The organism is Rhizobium sp. TAL182 (assembly GCF_002117725.1).
Lineage (GTDB): Bacteria > Pseudomonadota > Alphaproteobacteria > Rhizobiales > Rhizobiaceae > Rhizobium > Rhizobium esperanzae.
In genome coordinates, this window is sequence record NZ_CP021024.1 from 1797995 (window position 1) to 1812339 (window position 14345).

26 protein-coding genes are annotated in these 14345 nt (G+C 59.9%); all 26 read left to right on the forward strand.

Translation table 11 applies throughout. The annotated features are described in order from the left end of the window. The first annotated feature begins 189 nt into the window (after positions 1 to 189). The 26 genes from rpsJ (at position 190) to Tal182_RS09110 (ending at position 14344) form a co-directional block, all read left to right on the forward strand. Positions 190 to 498, forward strand: coding sequence for a 30S ribosomal protein S10 (gene rpsJ / locus Tal182_RS08985; protein WP_003547547.1), 309 nt, complete (start codon positions 190 to 192; stop codon positions 496 to 498). 33 nt (positions 499 to 531) lie between these two features. Then, on the forward strand, positions 532 to 1173 hold the full coding sequence (gene rplC, locus Tal182_RS08990) for a 50S ribosomal protein L3 (protein WP_004674916.1): 642 nt from the start codon (positions 532 to 534) through the stop codon (positions 1171 to 1173). Positions 1174 to 1186: 13 nt separating this feature from the next. Continuing rightward, on the forward strand, positions 1187 to 1807 hold the full coding sequence (rplD, locus tag Tal182_RS08995) for a 50S ribosomal protein L4 (RefSeq protein ID WP_004674918.1): 621 nt from the start codon (positions 1187 to 1189) through the stop codon (positions 1805 to 1807). Beyond that, the gene (locus Tal182_RS09000; RefSeq protein WP_003547550.1) at positions 1804 to 2097 is read left to right on the forward strand and encodes a 50S ribosomal protein L23; all 294 of its coding nucleotides are present in this window, start codon (positions 1804 to 1806) and stop codon (positions 2095 to 2097) included. Before rplD ends, Tal182_RS09000 begins: the two co-directional genes overlap by 4 nt. Positions 2098 to 2108: 11 nt before the next feature. Continuing rightward, positions 2109 to 2945: a 50S ribosomal protein L2 gene (rplB, locus tag Tal182_RS09005; protein WP_064801905.1), complete on the forward strand. Its 837-nt coding sequence runs from the start codon at positions 2109 to 2111 to the stop codon at positions 2943 to 2945. 15 nt (positions 2946 to 2960) lie between these two features. Then, positions 2961 to 3239, forward strand: a complete 279-nt coding sequence (gene rpsS, locus Tal182_RS09010) for a 30S ribosomal protein S19 (protein WP_007531666.1) — start codon at positions 2961 to 2963, stop codon at positions 3237 to 3239. A 2-nt stretch (positions 3240 to 3241) separates the two neighbouring features. Then, positions 3242 to 3631 carry a 50S ribosomal protein L22 gene (rplV, locus tag Tal182_RS09015; protein WP_064801907.1) on the forward strand — a complete coding sequence of 130 codons (390 nt, stop codon included), beginning with the start codon at positions 3242 to 3244 and terminating at the stop codon, positions 3629 to 3631. Next, entirely contained in the window at positions 3631 to 4365 is a 735-nt protein-coding gene (rpsC, locus tag Tal182_RS09020; protein WP_003573793.1) for a 30S ribosomal protein S3, read from the forward strand. The genes rplV and rpsC overlap by 1 nt, the downstream gene beginning before the upstream one ends. A gap of 38 nt (positions 4366 to 4403) precedes the next feature. Then, the gene (gene rplP / locus Tal182_RS09025; protein WP_003573792.1) at positions 4404 to 4817 is read left to right on the forward strand and encodes a 50S ribosomal protein L16; all 414 of its coding nucleotides are present in this window, start codon (positions 4404 to 4406) and stop codon (positions 4815 to 4817) included. Between the two features lie 11 nt (positions 4818 to 4828). After that, positions 4829 to 5029: a 50S ribosomal protein L29 gene (gene rpmC / locus Tal182_RS09030; RefSeq protein ID WP_004674925.1), complete on the forward strand. Its 201-nt coding sequence runs from the start codon at positions 4829 to 4831 to the stop codon at positions 5027 to 5029. A gap of 12 nt (positions 5030 to 5041) precedes the next feature. Further along, a complete protein-coding gene (gene rpsQ, locus Tal182_RS09035; RefSeq protein ID WP_004674926.1) occupies positions 5042 to 5281 on the forward strand; it encodes a 30S ribosomal protein S17 in 240 nt (79 codons plus the stop codon). Positions 5282 to 5542: 261 nt separating this feature from the next. Then, positions 5543 to 5911, forward strand: coding sequence for a 50S ribosomal protein L14 (gene rplN / locus Tal182_RS09040; protein ID WP_003573790.1), 369 nt, complete (start codon positions 5543 to 5545; stop codon positions 5909 to 5911). A 12-nt stretch (positions 5912 to 5923) separates the two neighbouring features. Continuing rightward, entirely contained in the window at positions 5924 to 6232 is a 309-nt protein-coding gene (gene rplX / locus Tal182_RS09045) for a 50S ribosomal protein L24 (protein ID WP_085859191.1), read from the forward strand. Next, the gene (gene rplE / locus Tal182_RS09050) at positions 6225 to 6782 is read left to right on the forward strand and encodes a 50S ribosomal protein L5 (RefSeq protein ID WP_011424985.1); all 558 of its coding nucleotides are present in this window, start codon (positions 6225 to 6227) and stop codon (positions 6780 to 6782) included. The genes rplX and rplE overlap by 8 nt, the downstream gene beginning before the upstream one ends. 32 nt (positions 6783 to 6814) lie before the next feature. After that, a complete protein-coding gene (gene rpsN / locus Tal182_RS09055; protein WP_018115514.1) occupies positions 6815 to 7120 on the forward strand; it encodes a 30S ribosomal protein S14 in 306 nt (101 codons plus the stop codon). A gap of 12 nt (positions 7121 to 7132) precedes the next feature. Then, complete coding sequence (gene rpsH, locus Tal182_RS09060) at positions 7133 to 7531, forward strand: 30S ribosomal protein S8 (protein WP_004674934.1); 399 nt, start codon at positions 7133 to 7135, stop codon at positions 7529 to 7531. Positions 7532 to 7572: 41 nt separating this feature from the next. Beyond that, a complete protein-coding gene (gene rplF / locus Tal182_RS09065) occupies positions 7573 to 8106 on the forward strand; it encodes a 50S ribosomal protein L6 (protein WP_064801909.1) in 534 nt (177 codons plus the stop codon). 12 nt (positions 8107 to 8118) lie between these two features. Beyond that, the gene (gene rplR, locus Tal182_RS09070; protein ID WP_011424987.1) at positions 8119 to 8481 is read left to right on the forward strand and encodes a 50S ribosomal protein L18; all 363 of its coding nucleotides are present in this window, start codon (positions 8119 to 8121) and stop codon (positions 8479 to 8481) included. 134 nt (positions 8482 to 8615) lie between these two features. After that, the gene (gene rpsE / locus Tal182_RS09075; protein ID WP_003573784.1) at positions 8616 to 9185 is read left to right on the forward strand and encodes a 30S ribosomal protein S5; all 570 of its coding nucleotides are present in this window, start codon (positions 8616 to 8618) and stop codon (positions 9183 to 9185) included. Positions 9186 to 9198: 13 nt separating this feature from the next. After that, complete coding sequence (rpmD, locus tag Tal182_RS09080; RefSeq protein WP_011424988.1) at positions 9199 to 9408, forward strand: 50S ribosomal protein L30; 210 nt, start codon at positions 9199 to 9201, stop codon at positions 9406 to 9408. Positions 9409 to 9424: 16 nt separating this feature from the next. Next, positions 9425 to 9901, forward strand: a complete 477-nt coding sequence (gene rplO / locus Tal182_RS09085; protein ID WP_064801911.1) for a 50S ribosomal protein L15 — start codon at positions 9425 to 9427, stop codon at positions 9899 to 9901. 233 nt (positions 9902 to 10134) lie between these two features. Continuing rightward, positions 10135 to 11475 carry a preprotein translocase subunit SecY gene (gene secY, locus Tal182_RS09090; protein ID WP_064801913.1) on the forward strand — a complete coding sequence of 447 codons (1341 nt, stop codon included), beginning with the start codon at positions 10135 to 10137 and terminating at the stop codon, positions 11473 to 11475. Continuing rightward, entirely contained in the window at positions 11472 to 12122 is a 651-nt protein-coding gene (locus Tal182_RS09095; protein ID WP_085859192.1) for an adenylate kinase, read from the forward strand. Before secY ends, Tal182_RS09095 begins: the two co-directional genes overlap by 4 nt. 222 nt (positions 12123 to 12344) lie before the next feature. After that, on the forward strand, positions 12345 to 12713 hold the full coding sequence (gene rpsM / locus Tal182_RS09100) for a 30S ribosomal protein S13 (RefSeq protein ID WP_008521297.1): 369 nt from the start codon (positions 12345 to 12347) through the stop codon (positions 12711 to 12713). Positions 12714 to 12846: 133 nt separating this feature from the next. Then, a complete protein-coding gene (gene rpsK, locus Tal182_RS09105) occupies positions 12847 to 13236 on the forward strand; it encodes a 30S ribosomal protein S11 (RefSeq protein WP_003547577.1) in 390 nt (129 codons plus the stop codon). A 97-nt stretch (positions 13237 to 13333) separates the two neighbouring features. After that, a complete protein-coding gene (locus Tal182_RS09110; protein ID WP_003547579.1) occupies positions 13334 to 14344 on the forward strand; it encodes a DNA-directed RNA polymerase subunit alpha in 1011 nt (336 codons plus the stop codon). The last annotated feature ends 1 nt before the right edge of the window (position 14345 follow it).

Consider the following 14345-nt stretch of genomic DNA (forward strand, 5'->3'; position numbering starts at 1 on the left):
TACCGCTTCGGATGACGAAGCGGTGACTGAACAAGCAAATAAGGTGGGCTAGAAGGCCCTGAAGACTGGATAGGGACGCCGGCATCGGCGCCCTCTCGATCTTTGAAACCGGTGGTCCGCCTTAGGAAGAAAGAACAACCCGTGTCTTGTTGAGAGACATGTGGAAAACAAACACAAGGATAACGTCGAATGAACGGCCAAAATATCCGCATTCGCCTGAAGGCGTTCGATCACCGGATTCTCGATGCTTCCACGCGCGAGATCGTGTCGACGGCGAAGCGCACCGGTGCAAGCGTCCGGGGCCCCGTTCCGCTTCCGACCCGCATCGAGAAGTTTACGGTCAACCGGTCCCCGCACATCGACAAGAAGAGCCGCGAACAGTTCGAGATGCGCACGCATAAGCGCCTGCTCGACATCGTAGACCCGACCCCGCAGACGGTAGACGCGCTGATGAAGCTTGATCTCGCCGCCGGTGTCGATGTTGAGATCAAGCTCTGAGCTTGCTCGAGCTGAGTTGGAAGGATTGAACCGATGCGTTCAGGTGTGATTGCACAAAAGGTGGGAATGACCCGCGTCTACAACGACGCCGGCGAGCATGTCCCGGTAACGGTACTGCGTATGGACGGCTGCCAGGTCGTTGCCACGCGCACTGTCGAAAAGAATGGCTATACCGCAGTTCAGCTCGGTGCAGGCCAGGCGAAGGTGAAGAACACGTCGAAGGCGATGCGCGGCAACTTTGCCGTTGCCAACGTCGAGCCGAAGGCCAAGCTCGCAGAATTCCGCGTGTCGGAAGATAATCTGCTGGAGATCGGCACGGAGCTCAAGGCGGGTCACTTTGCCGCCGGTCAGCTCGTCGATGTGACGGGTACGACCATCGGTAAGGGTTTTGCCGGCGCCATGAAGCGCCACGGTTTCGGCGGTCTGCGCGCCACGCACGGTGTGTCGGTTTCGCACCGTTCGCACGGTTCGACCGGCTCGCGCCAGGATCCGGGCAAGGTTTTCAAGAACAAGAAGATGGCTGGTCACATGGGCCAGACGCGCGTCACGACGCAGAACCTGGAAGTGGTTTCGACCGACGAAGATCGTGGTCTGATCCTGATCAAGGGTGCTGTTCCTGGTTCCAAGGGTGCCTGGATCATTGTGCGCGACGCCGTCAAGTCGGCCGCGAAGTAAGGGAGCCAGATCAATGGAATTGAACGTCAAGACCCTCGAGGGAAAAGACGCCGGGAAGGTCTCGCTTTCGGACGAGATTTTCGGCCTCGAGCCCCGCGAAGACATTCTCGCCCGCGTTATCCGCTGGCAGCTTGCCAAGAAGCAGCAGGGCACGCACAAGGCAAAGGGCCGCGCTGAAGTCTCGCGCACCGGCGCCAAGATGTACAAGCAGAAGGGGACGGGCCGCGCTCGTCACCATTCGGCTCGCGCTCCGCAGTTCCGCGGCGGCGGCAAGGCCCATGGCCCCGTCGTTCGCAGCCACGAGCACGACCTTCCGAAGAAGGTTCGCGCACTCGGCCTTCGCCATGCCCTTTCGGCCAAGATCAAGGCTGATGACGTCATCGTCATCGACAACTTGGTCGCCGCTGAAGCCAAGACCAAGGCTCTCGCGTCCGCTTTCGAGACGCTCGGCCTGACCAACGCCCTCTTCATCGGCGGCGCAGAGCTTGACGGCAACTTCAAGCTCGCAGCGCAGAACATCCCGAACATCGATGTTCTGCCGATCCAGGGCATCAATGTTTACGACATCGTGCGCCGCGGCAAGCTCGTGCTTTCCAAGGCTGCGGTTGAAGCGCTAGAGGAGCGATTCAAGTGACCGATCTTCGCCACTACGATGTGATCGTCTCTCCGGCGATCACCGAAAAGTCCACGCTGGTATCCGAAAACAACCAGGTTGTTTTCAATGTCGCCAAGCAGGCGACAAAGCCGGAAATCAAGGCTGCTGTCGAGGCGCTGTTCGGCGTCAAGGTCACGGCCGTCAACACTCTGCTGCGCAAGGGCAAGACCAAGCGGTTCCGCGGTTTCGTCGGCAAGCAGAAGGACGTGAAGAAGGCTGTCGTGACGCTGGCTGAAGGCCAGACGATCGACGTCTCCACCGGTCTCTGAGGTATAAGAAAATGGCATTGAAAACATTCAATCCGACGACCCCGAGCCAGCGTCAGCTGGTCATCGTGGACCGCTCCTCGCTCTACAAGGGCAAGCCGGTCAAGGCGCTGACGGAAGGTCTGACCAAGAGCGGCGGTCGTAACAACCTCGGCCGCATCACGGCTCGCTTCATCGGTGGCGGTCATAAGCGCAGCTACCGATTGGTCGACTTCAAGCGTCGCAAGTTCGATGTCGAAGGCACGGTCGAACGTATCGAATACGATCCGAACCGCACGGCTTTCATCGCGCTGGTGACCTATTCGGATGGCGAGCAGGCCTACATCATCGCTCCGCAGCGTCTCGCTGCCGGCGACAAGGTCATCGCTTCGGAAAAGGCTGTCGACGTCAAGCCCGGCAACACCATGCCGCTGCAGTACATCCCGGTCGGCTCCATCATCCACAACGTGGAAATGAAGCCGGGCAAGGGCGGTCAGATCGCCCGCTCCGCCGGTTCCTACGCACAGCTCGTCGGCCGTGACCAGGGCATGGCGATCCTTCGCCTGAACTCCGGCGAACAGCGCCTCGTCAGCGGCATCTGCCTTGCTTCGATCGGCGCCGTCTCCAACCCGGACCACGCCAACATCAACGACGGCAAGGCCGGTCGTACCGTCTGGCGCGGCAAGCGTCCGCATAACCGCGGTGTCGTCATGAACCCGGTCGACCATCCGCACGGCGGTGGTGAAGGCCGAACCTCCGGTGGTCGCCATCCGGTGACACCGTGGGGCAAGCCGACCAAGGGCAAGCGCACCCGTTCGAACAAGTCGACCGATAAGATGATCATGCGCTCGCGTCATCAGCGCAAGAAGTAAGAGAGGAAGTCTCCAATGGCTCGTTCAGTATGGAAAGGTCCGTTCGTTGACGGCTATCTTCTCAAGAAGGCTGAGAAGGTTCGTGAAGGCGGACGTGCAGAAGTGATCAAGATCTGGAGCCGTCGCTCCACGATCCTGCCGCAGTTCGTCGGTCTTACCTTCGGCGTCTACAACGGCAGCAAACATGTCCCGGTCAGTGTCAATGAAGACATGGTCGGTCACAAATTCGGTGAATTCTCTCCGACCCGCACCTACTACGGTCACGGCGCGGACAAGAAGGCGAAGAGGAAGTAACAATGGGCAAGGCAAAAGCCGAACGCCGGCTGAAGGACAACGAGGCGCAAGCAGTCGCCCGCACGCTCCGCGTCAGCCCCCAGAAGCTCAATCTGGTTGCTGCGGCCATCCGCGGCAAAAAGGTCGAGCGTGCACTCGCTGAGCTGGAGTTCTCCCGCAAGCGCATCGCGGGCGCCGTCAGGAAGACGCTCGAATCCGCGATCGCCAACGCCGAGAATAACCACGACCTCGACGTCGACGCGCTCGTCGTCGCCGAAGCCTACGTCGGCAAGTCGATCGTCATGAAGCGTTTCCACGCTCGTGGCCGCGGTCGCGCGTCGCGCATCGAAAAGCCCTTCGCGCACCTGACGATCGTCGTTCGTGAAGTGCAGGCAGCAGAGGAGGCCGCATAATGGGTCAGAAAATCAATCCGATCGGTTTCCGTCTCGGCATCAACCGTACCTGGGATAGCCGCTGGTTTGCGGACAATGCCGAGTATGGCCAGCTGCTGCACGAAGACCTGAAGATGCGCAAGTTCGTCATGAGCGAACTGAAGCAGGCAGGCATCTCCAAGGTGGTTATCGAGCGTCCGCACAAGAAGTGCCGCGTCACGATCCATTCGGCCCGTCCGGGCCTGATCATCGGCCGTAAGGGCGCCGACATCGACAAGCTCCGCAAGAAGCTGTCTGATATGACCAACTCGGAAACGCACCTCAACATCGTCGAAGTGCGCAAGCCCGAAGTCGACGCGACGCTGGTCGCTCAGTCGATCGCCCAGCAGCTCGAGCGCCGCGTGGCTTTCCGCCGCGCCATGAAGCGCGCCGTTCAGTCGGCAATGCGTCTTGGTGCCGAAGGCATCAAGATCACCTGCGCCGGCCGTCTCGGCGGTGCTGAAATCGCCCGTACTGAATGGTACCGCGAAGGTCGCGTGCCGCTGCACACGCTGCGCGCCGACATCGATTACGGCACGGCAGAAGCCGAAACCGCATTCGGTATCTGCGGCATCAAGGTCTGGATCTTCAAGGGCGAAATCCTTGAGCACGATCCGATGGCTTCCGAACGTCGCGCGCTGGAAGGCGACGCACAGGGTCCGGCAAGCCGCGAACGCGACCGTGGCGATCGTCGCCGCGAACGCGACAACGCGTAATTAGCGCTGGCGAAAGATAAGCTCGGAGAAGTAAGAAAATGTTGCAGCCAAAGCGTACTAAGTACCGCAAGCAGTTCAAGGGCCGCATCAAGGGCGTCGCCAAGGGCGGTTCTGACCTGGCATTCGGCGAATTCGGCCTGAAGGCTCAGGAGCCCAACCGCGTCAACGCACGCGAGATCGAAGCGGCCCGCCGCGCGATCACGCGTTACATGAAGCGCGCCGGCCGTGTATGGATCCGCGTGTTCCCGGACGTTCCGGTAACCGCAAAGCCGACCGAAGTCCGTATGGGTAAGGGTAAGGGCTCCGTTGAGTACTGGGCATGCAAGGTCAAGCCCGGTCGTATGATGTTCGAGATCGACGGCGTCAGCGAAGAGATCGCCCGTGAGGCGCTTCGTCTCGGCTCTGCCAAGCTCTCGGTCAAGACGCGCTTCGTACAGCGCATTGCAGAGTAAGGATTGAGCTCATGAAAGCCTCAGATGTTCGCGCGTTGACCGCCGACCAACTCAAGGACGAGCTTGCCAAGCTGAAGAAGGAGCAGTTCAATCTGCGCTTCCAGAAGGCGACCGGCCAGCTCGAAAAGTCCTCGCGCATCAACGAAGTCCGCAAGGACATCGCCCGCGTCAAAACCATTGCCCGCCAGAAGGCGGCAGAAGTTAAGGCCTAAAGGAAGAAAAATATGCCGAAGCGCATCCTGCAGGGCGTCGTCGTTGGCGACAAGAACGAGAAGACGGTAGTGGTTCGCGTCGAGCGTCGTTTCGCTCACCCGCTGCTCCAGAAGACCGTTCGTCGTTCCAAGAAGTACAAGGCCCACGACGAAAACAACCAGTACAAGATCGGCGATACCGTATCCATCGAGGAATGCGCGCCGATCTCCAAGGACAAGCGCTGGACGGTGATTGCCGCCCAGGGCAAGTAACAGAATTTTGTGCGAGGCCTTGCGTCTCGCCGAAATATCTGTATGAAGCAGCGTCAGAACGCTCGAATGCCGGGCGTTCTTTTGCTTTGAGCGCACGGAAGGTCCCGTTCGGGAAACCACCCTGGCACGATCGACCCCGCGCTATTCAGCTATGCCGTGTTTTTGCCTGCCGTTACGGCAGGCTGGCCGGCGAACATTTTCATAAGCCGGGGTAGGGGGCTTAGGCCCAACCATTCCGGTAAACCAAGAAGGCGACCTGATATGATTCAGATGCAAACAAACCTCGACGTCGCGGATAATTCCGGCGCACGTCGTGTCATGTGCATCAAGGTGCTGGGCGGCTCGAAGCGCAAGTATGCCTCGATCGGCGACGTCATCGTCGTTTCGATCAAGGAAGCGATCCCGCGCGGCCGCGTGAAGAAGGGTGACGTGATGAAGGCGGTTGTCGTTCGCACCGCCAAGGACATCCGTCGTCCGGATGGCTCGGTCATCCGCTTCGACACCAACGCAGCAGTCCTCATCGACAACAAGAAAGAGCCGATCGGCACCCGTATCTTCGGACCGGTTCCGCGCGAACTTCGCGCCAAGAACCACATGAAGATCATCTCGCTGGCTCCCGAAGTACTGTAAGGAGCGGAAGCGATGCAAAAGATTCGTAAAGGCGACAAGGTCGTCATGCTCGCTGGCAAGGACAAGGGCCGCACCGGCGAAGTCGTTCAGGTCATGCCGAAGGAAGATCGTGCGGTCGTCCGTAGCGTCAACGTCGTGAAGCGCCACCAGCGTCAGACGCAGACCCAGGAAGCCGGCATCATCAACAAGGAAGCCCCGGTCCACCTGTCCAACATTGCAATCGTCGACAAGGACGGCAAGCCGACCCGCGTCGGTTTCAAGGTCGTTGACGGCAAGAAGGTCCGCGTGGCCAAGCGTTCTGGAGAAGTGATCGATGGCTGAGGCAAAATACGAGCCGCGGCTCAAGAAGGAATATGTCGAGCGCATCCGCAAGGCGATGCAGGAGAAGTTCTCCTACGCCAACGAGATGATGATCCCGAAGCTCGACAAGATCGTGATCAACATGGGTGTCGGTGAAGCGACCGCTGATTCGAAGAAGCCGACGGTTGCTGCCGCCGACCTCGCAGCGATCGCCGGTCAGAAGCCGGTCATCACCCGCGCACGCAACTCTATCGCAGGCTTCAAGGTCCGCGAAAACATGCCGATCGGCGCAAAGGTCACCCTGCGCGGCGCCCGCATGTACGAGTTCCTGGATCGCCTGGTCAACATCGCGCTCCCGCGCGTTCGCGACTTCCGCGGCCTGAACCCGAAGAGCTTTGACGGCCGTGGCAACTTCGCCATGGGCATCAAGGAGCACATTGTGTTCCCTGAAATCAACTACGACAAGGTTGATCAGATGTGGGGCATGGACATCATCGTTTGCACGACGGCGACGACCGACGACGAAGCACGGACTCTCCTGAAGGAGTTCAGCTTCCCGTTCCGTCAATAACCGTAACGACGAGCGTAGAAAAGGAACCTGACATGGCGAAGACAAGCGCAGTTGAAAAGAACAAGCGCCGCCGTAATACGGTCGCCAACCAGGCCGCAAAGCGGGCTGCGTTGAAGGCGATCATCATGAACCAGGCTCTTCCGATCGAAGAGCGGTTCAAGGCCTCGATCAAGCTGGCATCCCTGCCGCGCGATGGATCGAAGACCCGCATTCGCAACCGTTGCGAAGTATCGGGCCGTCCGCGCGCATACTACCGCAAACTGCGCATGTCGCGTATCGCGCTGCGTGAACTCGGCAATCTCGGCAAGGTGCCGGGCATCGTCAAGTCGAGCTGGTAAGGAGCAGGTTAGATGACAATGACTGATCCGTTGGGCGATATGCTCACCCGTATCCGCAACGGCGCTTCCCGCCGCAAGTCGTCGGTTTCGACGCCTGCGTCCAAGCTCCGTGCGCGTGTTCTCGATGTCCTGCAGTCCGAAGGCTACATCCGTGGCTATTCCGTTGTCGATTTCGGCAATGGCAAGTCGGAGCTCAACATCGAGCTGAAGTATTATGAAGGCGCATCGGTGATCCGTGAGATCGGCCGTGTGTCCAAGCCGGGCCGCCGGGTTTATGTCTCGGTCAAGTCCATTCCGCAGGTCGCGAACGGCCTCGGCATCACCATCCTTTCGACTCCGAAGGGCGTGATGGCCGATCACCAGGCTCGCGAACAGAACGTTGGTGGCGAGGTTCTTTGCTCGGTCTTCTAAGATCGGCAGGGATCTCCATAGCGAACAGACAGGATTGAAACATGTCTCGTATCGGTAAGAAGCCCGTTCAGGTGCCTGCTGGGATCACGGCTACGGTCGAAGGCCAGAAGGTTACCGCAAAGGGCCCGAAGGGCGAGCTGTTCTTCGTCGCTAATGACGAAATCAGCCTCAAGCTCGAAAACAACGCGGTCGTCGTGACGCCGCTGAACCAGTCCAAGGATGCGCGTTCGAAGTGGGGCATGTCCCGCACGATGATCGAAGGCATCTTCAAGGGCGTCAAGGACGGTTACGAGCGCAAGCTCGAAATCAACGGCGTCGGTTACCGCGCCGCCATGCAGGGTAAGAACCTGCAGCTGGCCCTCGGTTTCAGCCACGACGTGGTCTATGAACCGCCGGTCGGCATCTCGATCGCTGTTCCGAAGCCGACTGAAATCATCGTCAGCGGCATCAACAAGCAGCAGGTCGGTCAGGTTGCCGCTGAAATCCGCGAATATCGCGGTCCCGAGCCGTACAAGGGCAAGGGCGTCAAGTATGCCGACGAGCGGATCGTCCGCAAAGAAGGCAAGAAGAAGTAAGGATCACGCGAAATGGCTAGCAGGAAAGAAGCACTTGCACGTCGTGCCAACCGCGTGCGCCGTCATATCAAGTCGGTGGCCAATGGCCGTCCGCGCCTGTCGGTTCATCGCTCCTCGAAGAACATCTATGCTCAGATCATCGATGACGTGGCCGGCAAGACGCTTGCGTCCGCCTCCACCCTCGACAAGGATCTGCGCGGTTCTCTGAAGACCGGTGCCGATACCGCCGCCGCCGCCGCCGTAGGCAAGCTCGTCGCCGAGCGCGCCTCCAAGGCCGGTGTTACGGACGTCGTATTCGACCGTGGCGCCTTCATCTATCACGGCCGCATCAAGGCTCTCGCCGAAGCGGCCCGCGAAGGCGGTCTGACCTTCTGATCAGTTTCCGGCCGGGCGCTGTCGCTCCGGCCGGATTTTCGCCGGACCGCAGGCACTCCCCGGCAAGAAGGGGAGGCTGATGCGGTCCACATTCATTTGCCGATTGCACCCGGAAAAGAAAAAGGAAGAGGACAATGGCACAGGAAAGAAGGCCGCAGCGGGAAGACCGCCAGAGCCGTGAAGAGCGCGATAGCGAATTCGTCGACAAGCTGGTCGCGATCAACCGCGTCGCCAAGGTCGTCAAGGGCGGCCGTCGTTTTGGTTTCGCAGCACTCGTCGTCGTCGGCGACCAGAAGGGCCGCGTCGGCTTCGGCCATGGCAAAGCACGCGAAGTGCCGGAAGCCATCCGCAAGGCAACCGAAGCCGCCAAGCGCGAGCTGATCTTCGTACCGCTGCGTGACGGCCGTACGCTGCATCACGACGTCCACGGCCGCCACGGCGCCGGCAAGGTTCTGCTGCGCTCCGCCAAAGTCGGTACCGGCATCATCGCCGGCGGTCCGATGCGCGCCGTTTTCGAAACGCTCGGCATGCACGACGTTGTCGCCAAGTCGACCGGTTCGTCGAACCCCTACAACATGGTTCGCGCCACCTTCGACGCTCTGAAGCACCAGGTTCACCCGAAGGACATCGCAGCTCAGCGCGGCATCAAATATGCAACGCTGCAGGCTCGTCGTAGCGCCTCCGGCAACGCCTCTGAAGAATAAGAGGAGCTGACCAATGGCCAAGGCTACCAAGAAGGCTGAAGCGAAGACTGTCACGATCGAACAGATCGGCAGCCCGATTCGCCGTCCGGACGTCCAGCAGCGCACGCTGATCGGTCTCGGACTGAACAAGATGCACCGTCGCCGCACGCTGGAGGATACTCCTTCCGTTCGCGGCATGATCCGTGCTGTCCAGCATCTCGTTCGCATCGTCGACGAGAAGTGAGACGGAGGAAACGCTCATGAAACTCAATGAAATCAAGGACAACGAAGGCTCGACCCACAGCCGCAAGCGCCTCGGCCGCGGTATCGGTTCGGGCTCGGGCAAGACGGCTGGTCGCGGTGTCAAGGGTCAGAAGTCCCGTTCCGGCGTCGCCATCAACGGCTTCGAAGGCGGCCAGATGCCGATCTATCGTCGCCTGCCGAAGCGCGGCTTCAACAACATTTTCGCTTCCGATTTTGTTGTCGTGTCGCTCGGCCGCATTCAGGCTGCGATCGACGCCGGCAAGCTCGATGCAAAGGCGACTGTTGACGCAGCTGCCCTGAAGGCTGCCGGTGTTATCCGCCGCGCCAAGGATGGCGTTCGCGTTCTCGCTGACGGCGAGCTCAAGGCCAAGATCACCATCGTCGTCGCAGGCGCTTCCAAGCCCGCCGTCGAGAAGATCGAAAAGGCCGGCGGCACAGTGACGCTGCTTTCGGCTCCGGCTGCAGCAGAATAATATCTGATGATATATCGCCCGGAGTGCTTCACACCGGGCGATTTTGCTCCCATATGTGGGCCTCACAAAAACTTGGCTGGCGCGCCCGCGTCATGCCGGTAAGACTGGAAAACAAGGGTGAGGCATGGGGTTGCGCTGCAATCCGTCCAAAGCCCGGTTTTGAATTATTTTCATACTGATTCCGGGGCCGGTATTTCCCCAGGGACGCCGGAATTGGTAGGGCGGAGAATCGCATGGCTTCTGCAGCGGAACAATTGGCATCCAACCTCAATTTTTCGACCTTTGCCAAAGCCGAGGATTTGAAGAAGCGCCTGTGGTTCACACTGGCTGCTCTCCTCGTCTACAGGCTCGGCACCCATATCCCGCTTCCGGGTCTCAATCCCGAAGCCTATGCCCAGGCGTTCCGCGGCCAGGCAGGCGGTATTCTCGGCCTTTTCAACATGTTCTCGGGCGGCGCCGTTCAGCGCATGGCGATCTTTGCGCTCGGCATCATGCCCTATATCTCCGCTTCGATCATCGTGCAGCTGATGACTTCGGTTGTGCCGACGCTTGAAAACCTGAAGAAGGAAGGCGAGCAGGGGCGCAAGATCATCAACCAGTACACCCGCTATGGCACCGTCATTCTGGGTGCGCTCCAGGCTTACGGCATTGCCGCCGGCCTTGAGAGCGGCCAGGGCCTTGTCGTCGATCCGGGCTGGTTCTTCCGTATTTCCACCGTTCTGACGCTGCTCGGCGGCACGATGTTCCTGATGTGGCTCGGCGAGCAGATCACCTCGCGCGGTATCGGCAACGGCATTTCGCTGATCATCTTCGCCGGTATCGCAGCAGGCCTTCCGAGCGCTCTTGCCGGCACCCTTGAACTCGGCCGCACCGGCGCGCTGTCGACCGGCCTCATCCTGCTCGTCATCATAGTCGCGATCGCCGTCATCGGTGTCATCGTCTTCGTGGAGCGTGCCCAGCGCCGGTTGCTGATCCAGTATCCGAAGCGCCAGGTCGGCAACCGCATGTTCCAAGGCGATACCTCGCACCTGCCGCTGAAGCTGAACACCTCGGGCGTCATCCCGGCGATCTTCGCCTCTTCGCTGCTGCTTCTGCCGGCGACAGTCGCAGGCTTTGCCAACACCACTGCGATGCCTGCCTGGGCGACCTCGATCGTTGCCGCCCTCGGTCACGGACGGCCGCTTTACATGGTGCTCTATGCGGCGCTGATCGCCTTCTTCGCCTTCTTCTATACGGCCATCGTTTTCAATCCGAAGGACACGGCCGACAATCTGAAGAAGCATGGCGGCTTTATTCCCGGCATCCGTCCCGGTGAGCGCACCGCCGAATATATTGACTACGTGCTGACCCGCATCACGCTGATCGGCGCCATCTATCTTGTCTTCGTCTGCATCCTCCCTGAGATTCTGGTGTCGCAAACCGGCATTCCATTATCCCTTGGTGGGACTTCGCTTTTGATCGTGGTTAGCGTAACTCTTGATACGGTTGCACAGATCCAGGGTCACCTGATCGCGCAGCAATACGAAGGCCTGATCAAGAAATCGAAGTTGCGAGGAGGAAAGAGGGGGCGATGAGACTTATCCTTTTGGGGCCGCCGGGCGCGGGCAAGGGAACCCAGGCCCAGCGGATCGTGGAAAAGCACGGCATTCCGCAGCTTTCCACGGGAGATATGCTGCGGGCGGCGGTCAACGCCGGCACGGAGGTCGGCAAACGCGCCAAGGCGGTGATGGACGCCGGCAAGCTGGTCTCGGATGAGATCGTCATCGCCATCGTCTCGGAGCGAATCGATCAGCCCGATTGCGCCAACGGTTTCATTCTCGATGGCTTCCCCAGGACCCTTGTTCAGGCGGACGCTACGGAAGCGATGCTGAGAGCAAAGGGTCTTGATCTCTCCGTCGTCATCGAATTCCGCGTCGACGACGCTGAGCTCGTCCGGCGCGTTGCCGGTCGCTACTCCTGTGCGCAGTGCGGTAGCGTCTATCACGACACGGACAAGGTCCCGGCCAATGAAGGCGTGTGCGACAAGTGCGGCTCTACCCACTTCAAGCGCCGTCCCGACGACAATCCAGAGACCATGACGGCCCGGCTGCAGGTCTACTACAAGGAGACCTCGCCGCTGATCGGTTACTACCATGCCAAGGGCAAGCTCAGGTCCGTCGACGGCATGGCCGAAATCGATCGGGTGACTGGCGAGGTCGAAGCCATTCTTTCCAAGCTGTAAGGCTTGAAAATAAACTTGGCGGAAACGGTTGCTTTTCAGCAGTGATTCCGCTAAACACCGCGCCAACTCGCGACATTCCCTGCGATCGGCGCGGATTTCCCTGGGAAGTCCGGGTGCGGTCGTTTTGACATGTTACGGACATTAAATCTGAACGGGCGGTCCTGAGGGCCGCATAACGAAGCCCACTTGCCGGATGGCAACTGGAATGCAAGGAGAACAGGCGTGGCACGTATCGCTGGCGTCAACATCCCGACTGCAAAGCGCGTAGTCATCGCGCTGACCTACATTCACGGGATCGGTCCGAAATTCGCACAGGAAATCGTCGAGAAGGTCGGTATTCCGGCTGAACGTCGTGTGCATCAGCTGACGGACGCTGAAGTCCTTCAGATCCGCGAAGCCATCGACCGTGACTATCAGGTCGAGGGTGATCTTCGTCGCGAAACCGCGATGAACATCAAGCGTCTGATGGACCTCGGCTGCTACCGCGGCCTGCGTCATCGTCGCGGCCTTCCGGTCCGCGGTCAGCGCACGCACACCAATGCCCGCACCCGTAAGGGTCCGGCAAAGGCAATCGCTGGCAAGAAGAAGTAATTTCCGGGAAACCGGGGTGGGGAGGCTGGCGGTCCGCGCCGGCCTCTTTTGAGTTTGGATCGGGACCATATAGGCGCCGTTCCGGTGTAGCCGCTGGTGTTACGGCGGTGAAGAGATCAACGAAAGGAATAGCATGGCTAAGGAAGCCGTCCGCGTTCGCCGTCGCGAGCGCAAGAATATCTCGTCGGGTGTCGCTCACGTCAACTCGACCTTCAACAACACGATGATCACCATCACTGATGCGCAGGGCAATGCGATCGCCTGGTCGTCGGCTGGCGCCAAGGGCTTCAAGGGCTCGCGCAAGTCGACCCCCTTTGCTGCCCAGATCGCTGCCGAAGACTGCGCCAAGAAGGCCCAGGAGCACGGCATGAAGTCGCTGGAAGTCGAAGTCTGCGGTCCGGGTTCGGGCCGTGAATCGGCTCTGCGCGCGCTCCAGGCTGCAGGTTTCATGATCACGTCCATCCGCGACGTGACCCCGATCCCGCACAATGGCTGCCGTCCGCGCAAGAAGCGCCGCGTCTGATCATCGCTCTCGTCACCGGTGAGCGCCTTGGTGCTCCCGGTGGTTTTCAAGCTCGGTTGTCACGATTGGATGGTGGCAACGAACGGAAGGCAAACTCATGATTCAGAAGAACTGGCAGGAACTGATCAAGCCGAACAAGGTGGAGTTCTCCTCGAGCTCGCGCACCAGGGCGACGCTTGTCGCCGAACCGCTGGAGCGCGGCTTCGGCCTCACCCTCGGCAACGCGCTGCGCCGCGTTCTGCTCTCCTCGCTGCGCGGTGCTGCCGTCACGGCGGTGCAGATCGACGGCGTGCTGCACGAATTCTCCTCGATTCCCGGCGTCCGCGAAGACGTCACGGATATCGTGCTCAACATCAAGGAAATCGCCATCAAGATGGATGGCGACGACGCGAAGCGCATGGTCGTCCGTAAGCAGGGCCCGGGCGTTGTCACGGCTGGCGACATTCAGACGGTCGGCGATATCGAAATCCTCAACCCCGAGCATGTGATCTGCACGCTCGACGAGGGCGCCGAAATCCGCATGGAATTCACCGTCAACAACGGCAAGGGCTATGTTCCGGCCGAACGCAATCGTGCAGAAGATGCTCCGATCGGCCTTATCCCGGTCGACAGCCTCTATTCGCCGGTCAAGAAGGTGTCCTACAAGGTTGAAAATACCCGCGAAGGACAGGTTCTCGACTACGACAAGCTGAACATGACCATCGAAACCGATGGCTCAATCACCGGCGAAGACGCCGTCGCTTTCGCGGCGCGCATCCTCCAGGATCAGCTTGGCGTCTTCGTCAACTTCGACGAACCGCAGAAGGAAACCGAAGAAGAAGCAGTCACCGAACTCGCTTTCAACCCGGCTCTCCTCAAGAAGGTGGACGAACTCGAACTGTCGGTCCGTTCGGCAAACTGCCTGAAGAACGACAACATCGTCTACATTGGCGACCTCATTCAGAAGACCGAAGCAGAAATGCTCCGCACGCCGAATTTTGGTCGCAAGTCGCTGAACGAAATCAAGGAAGTTCTCGCTTCCATGGGCCTGCACCTCGGCATGGAAGTGCCGGCATGGCCGCCCGAGAACATCGAAGATCTCGCCAAGCGTTACGAAGACCAGTACTGAG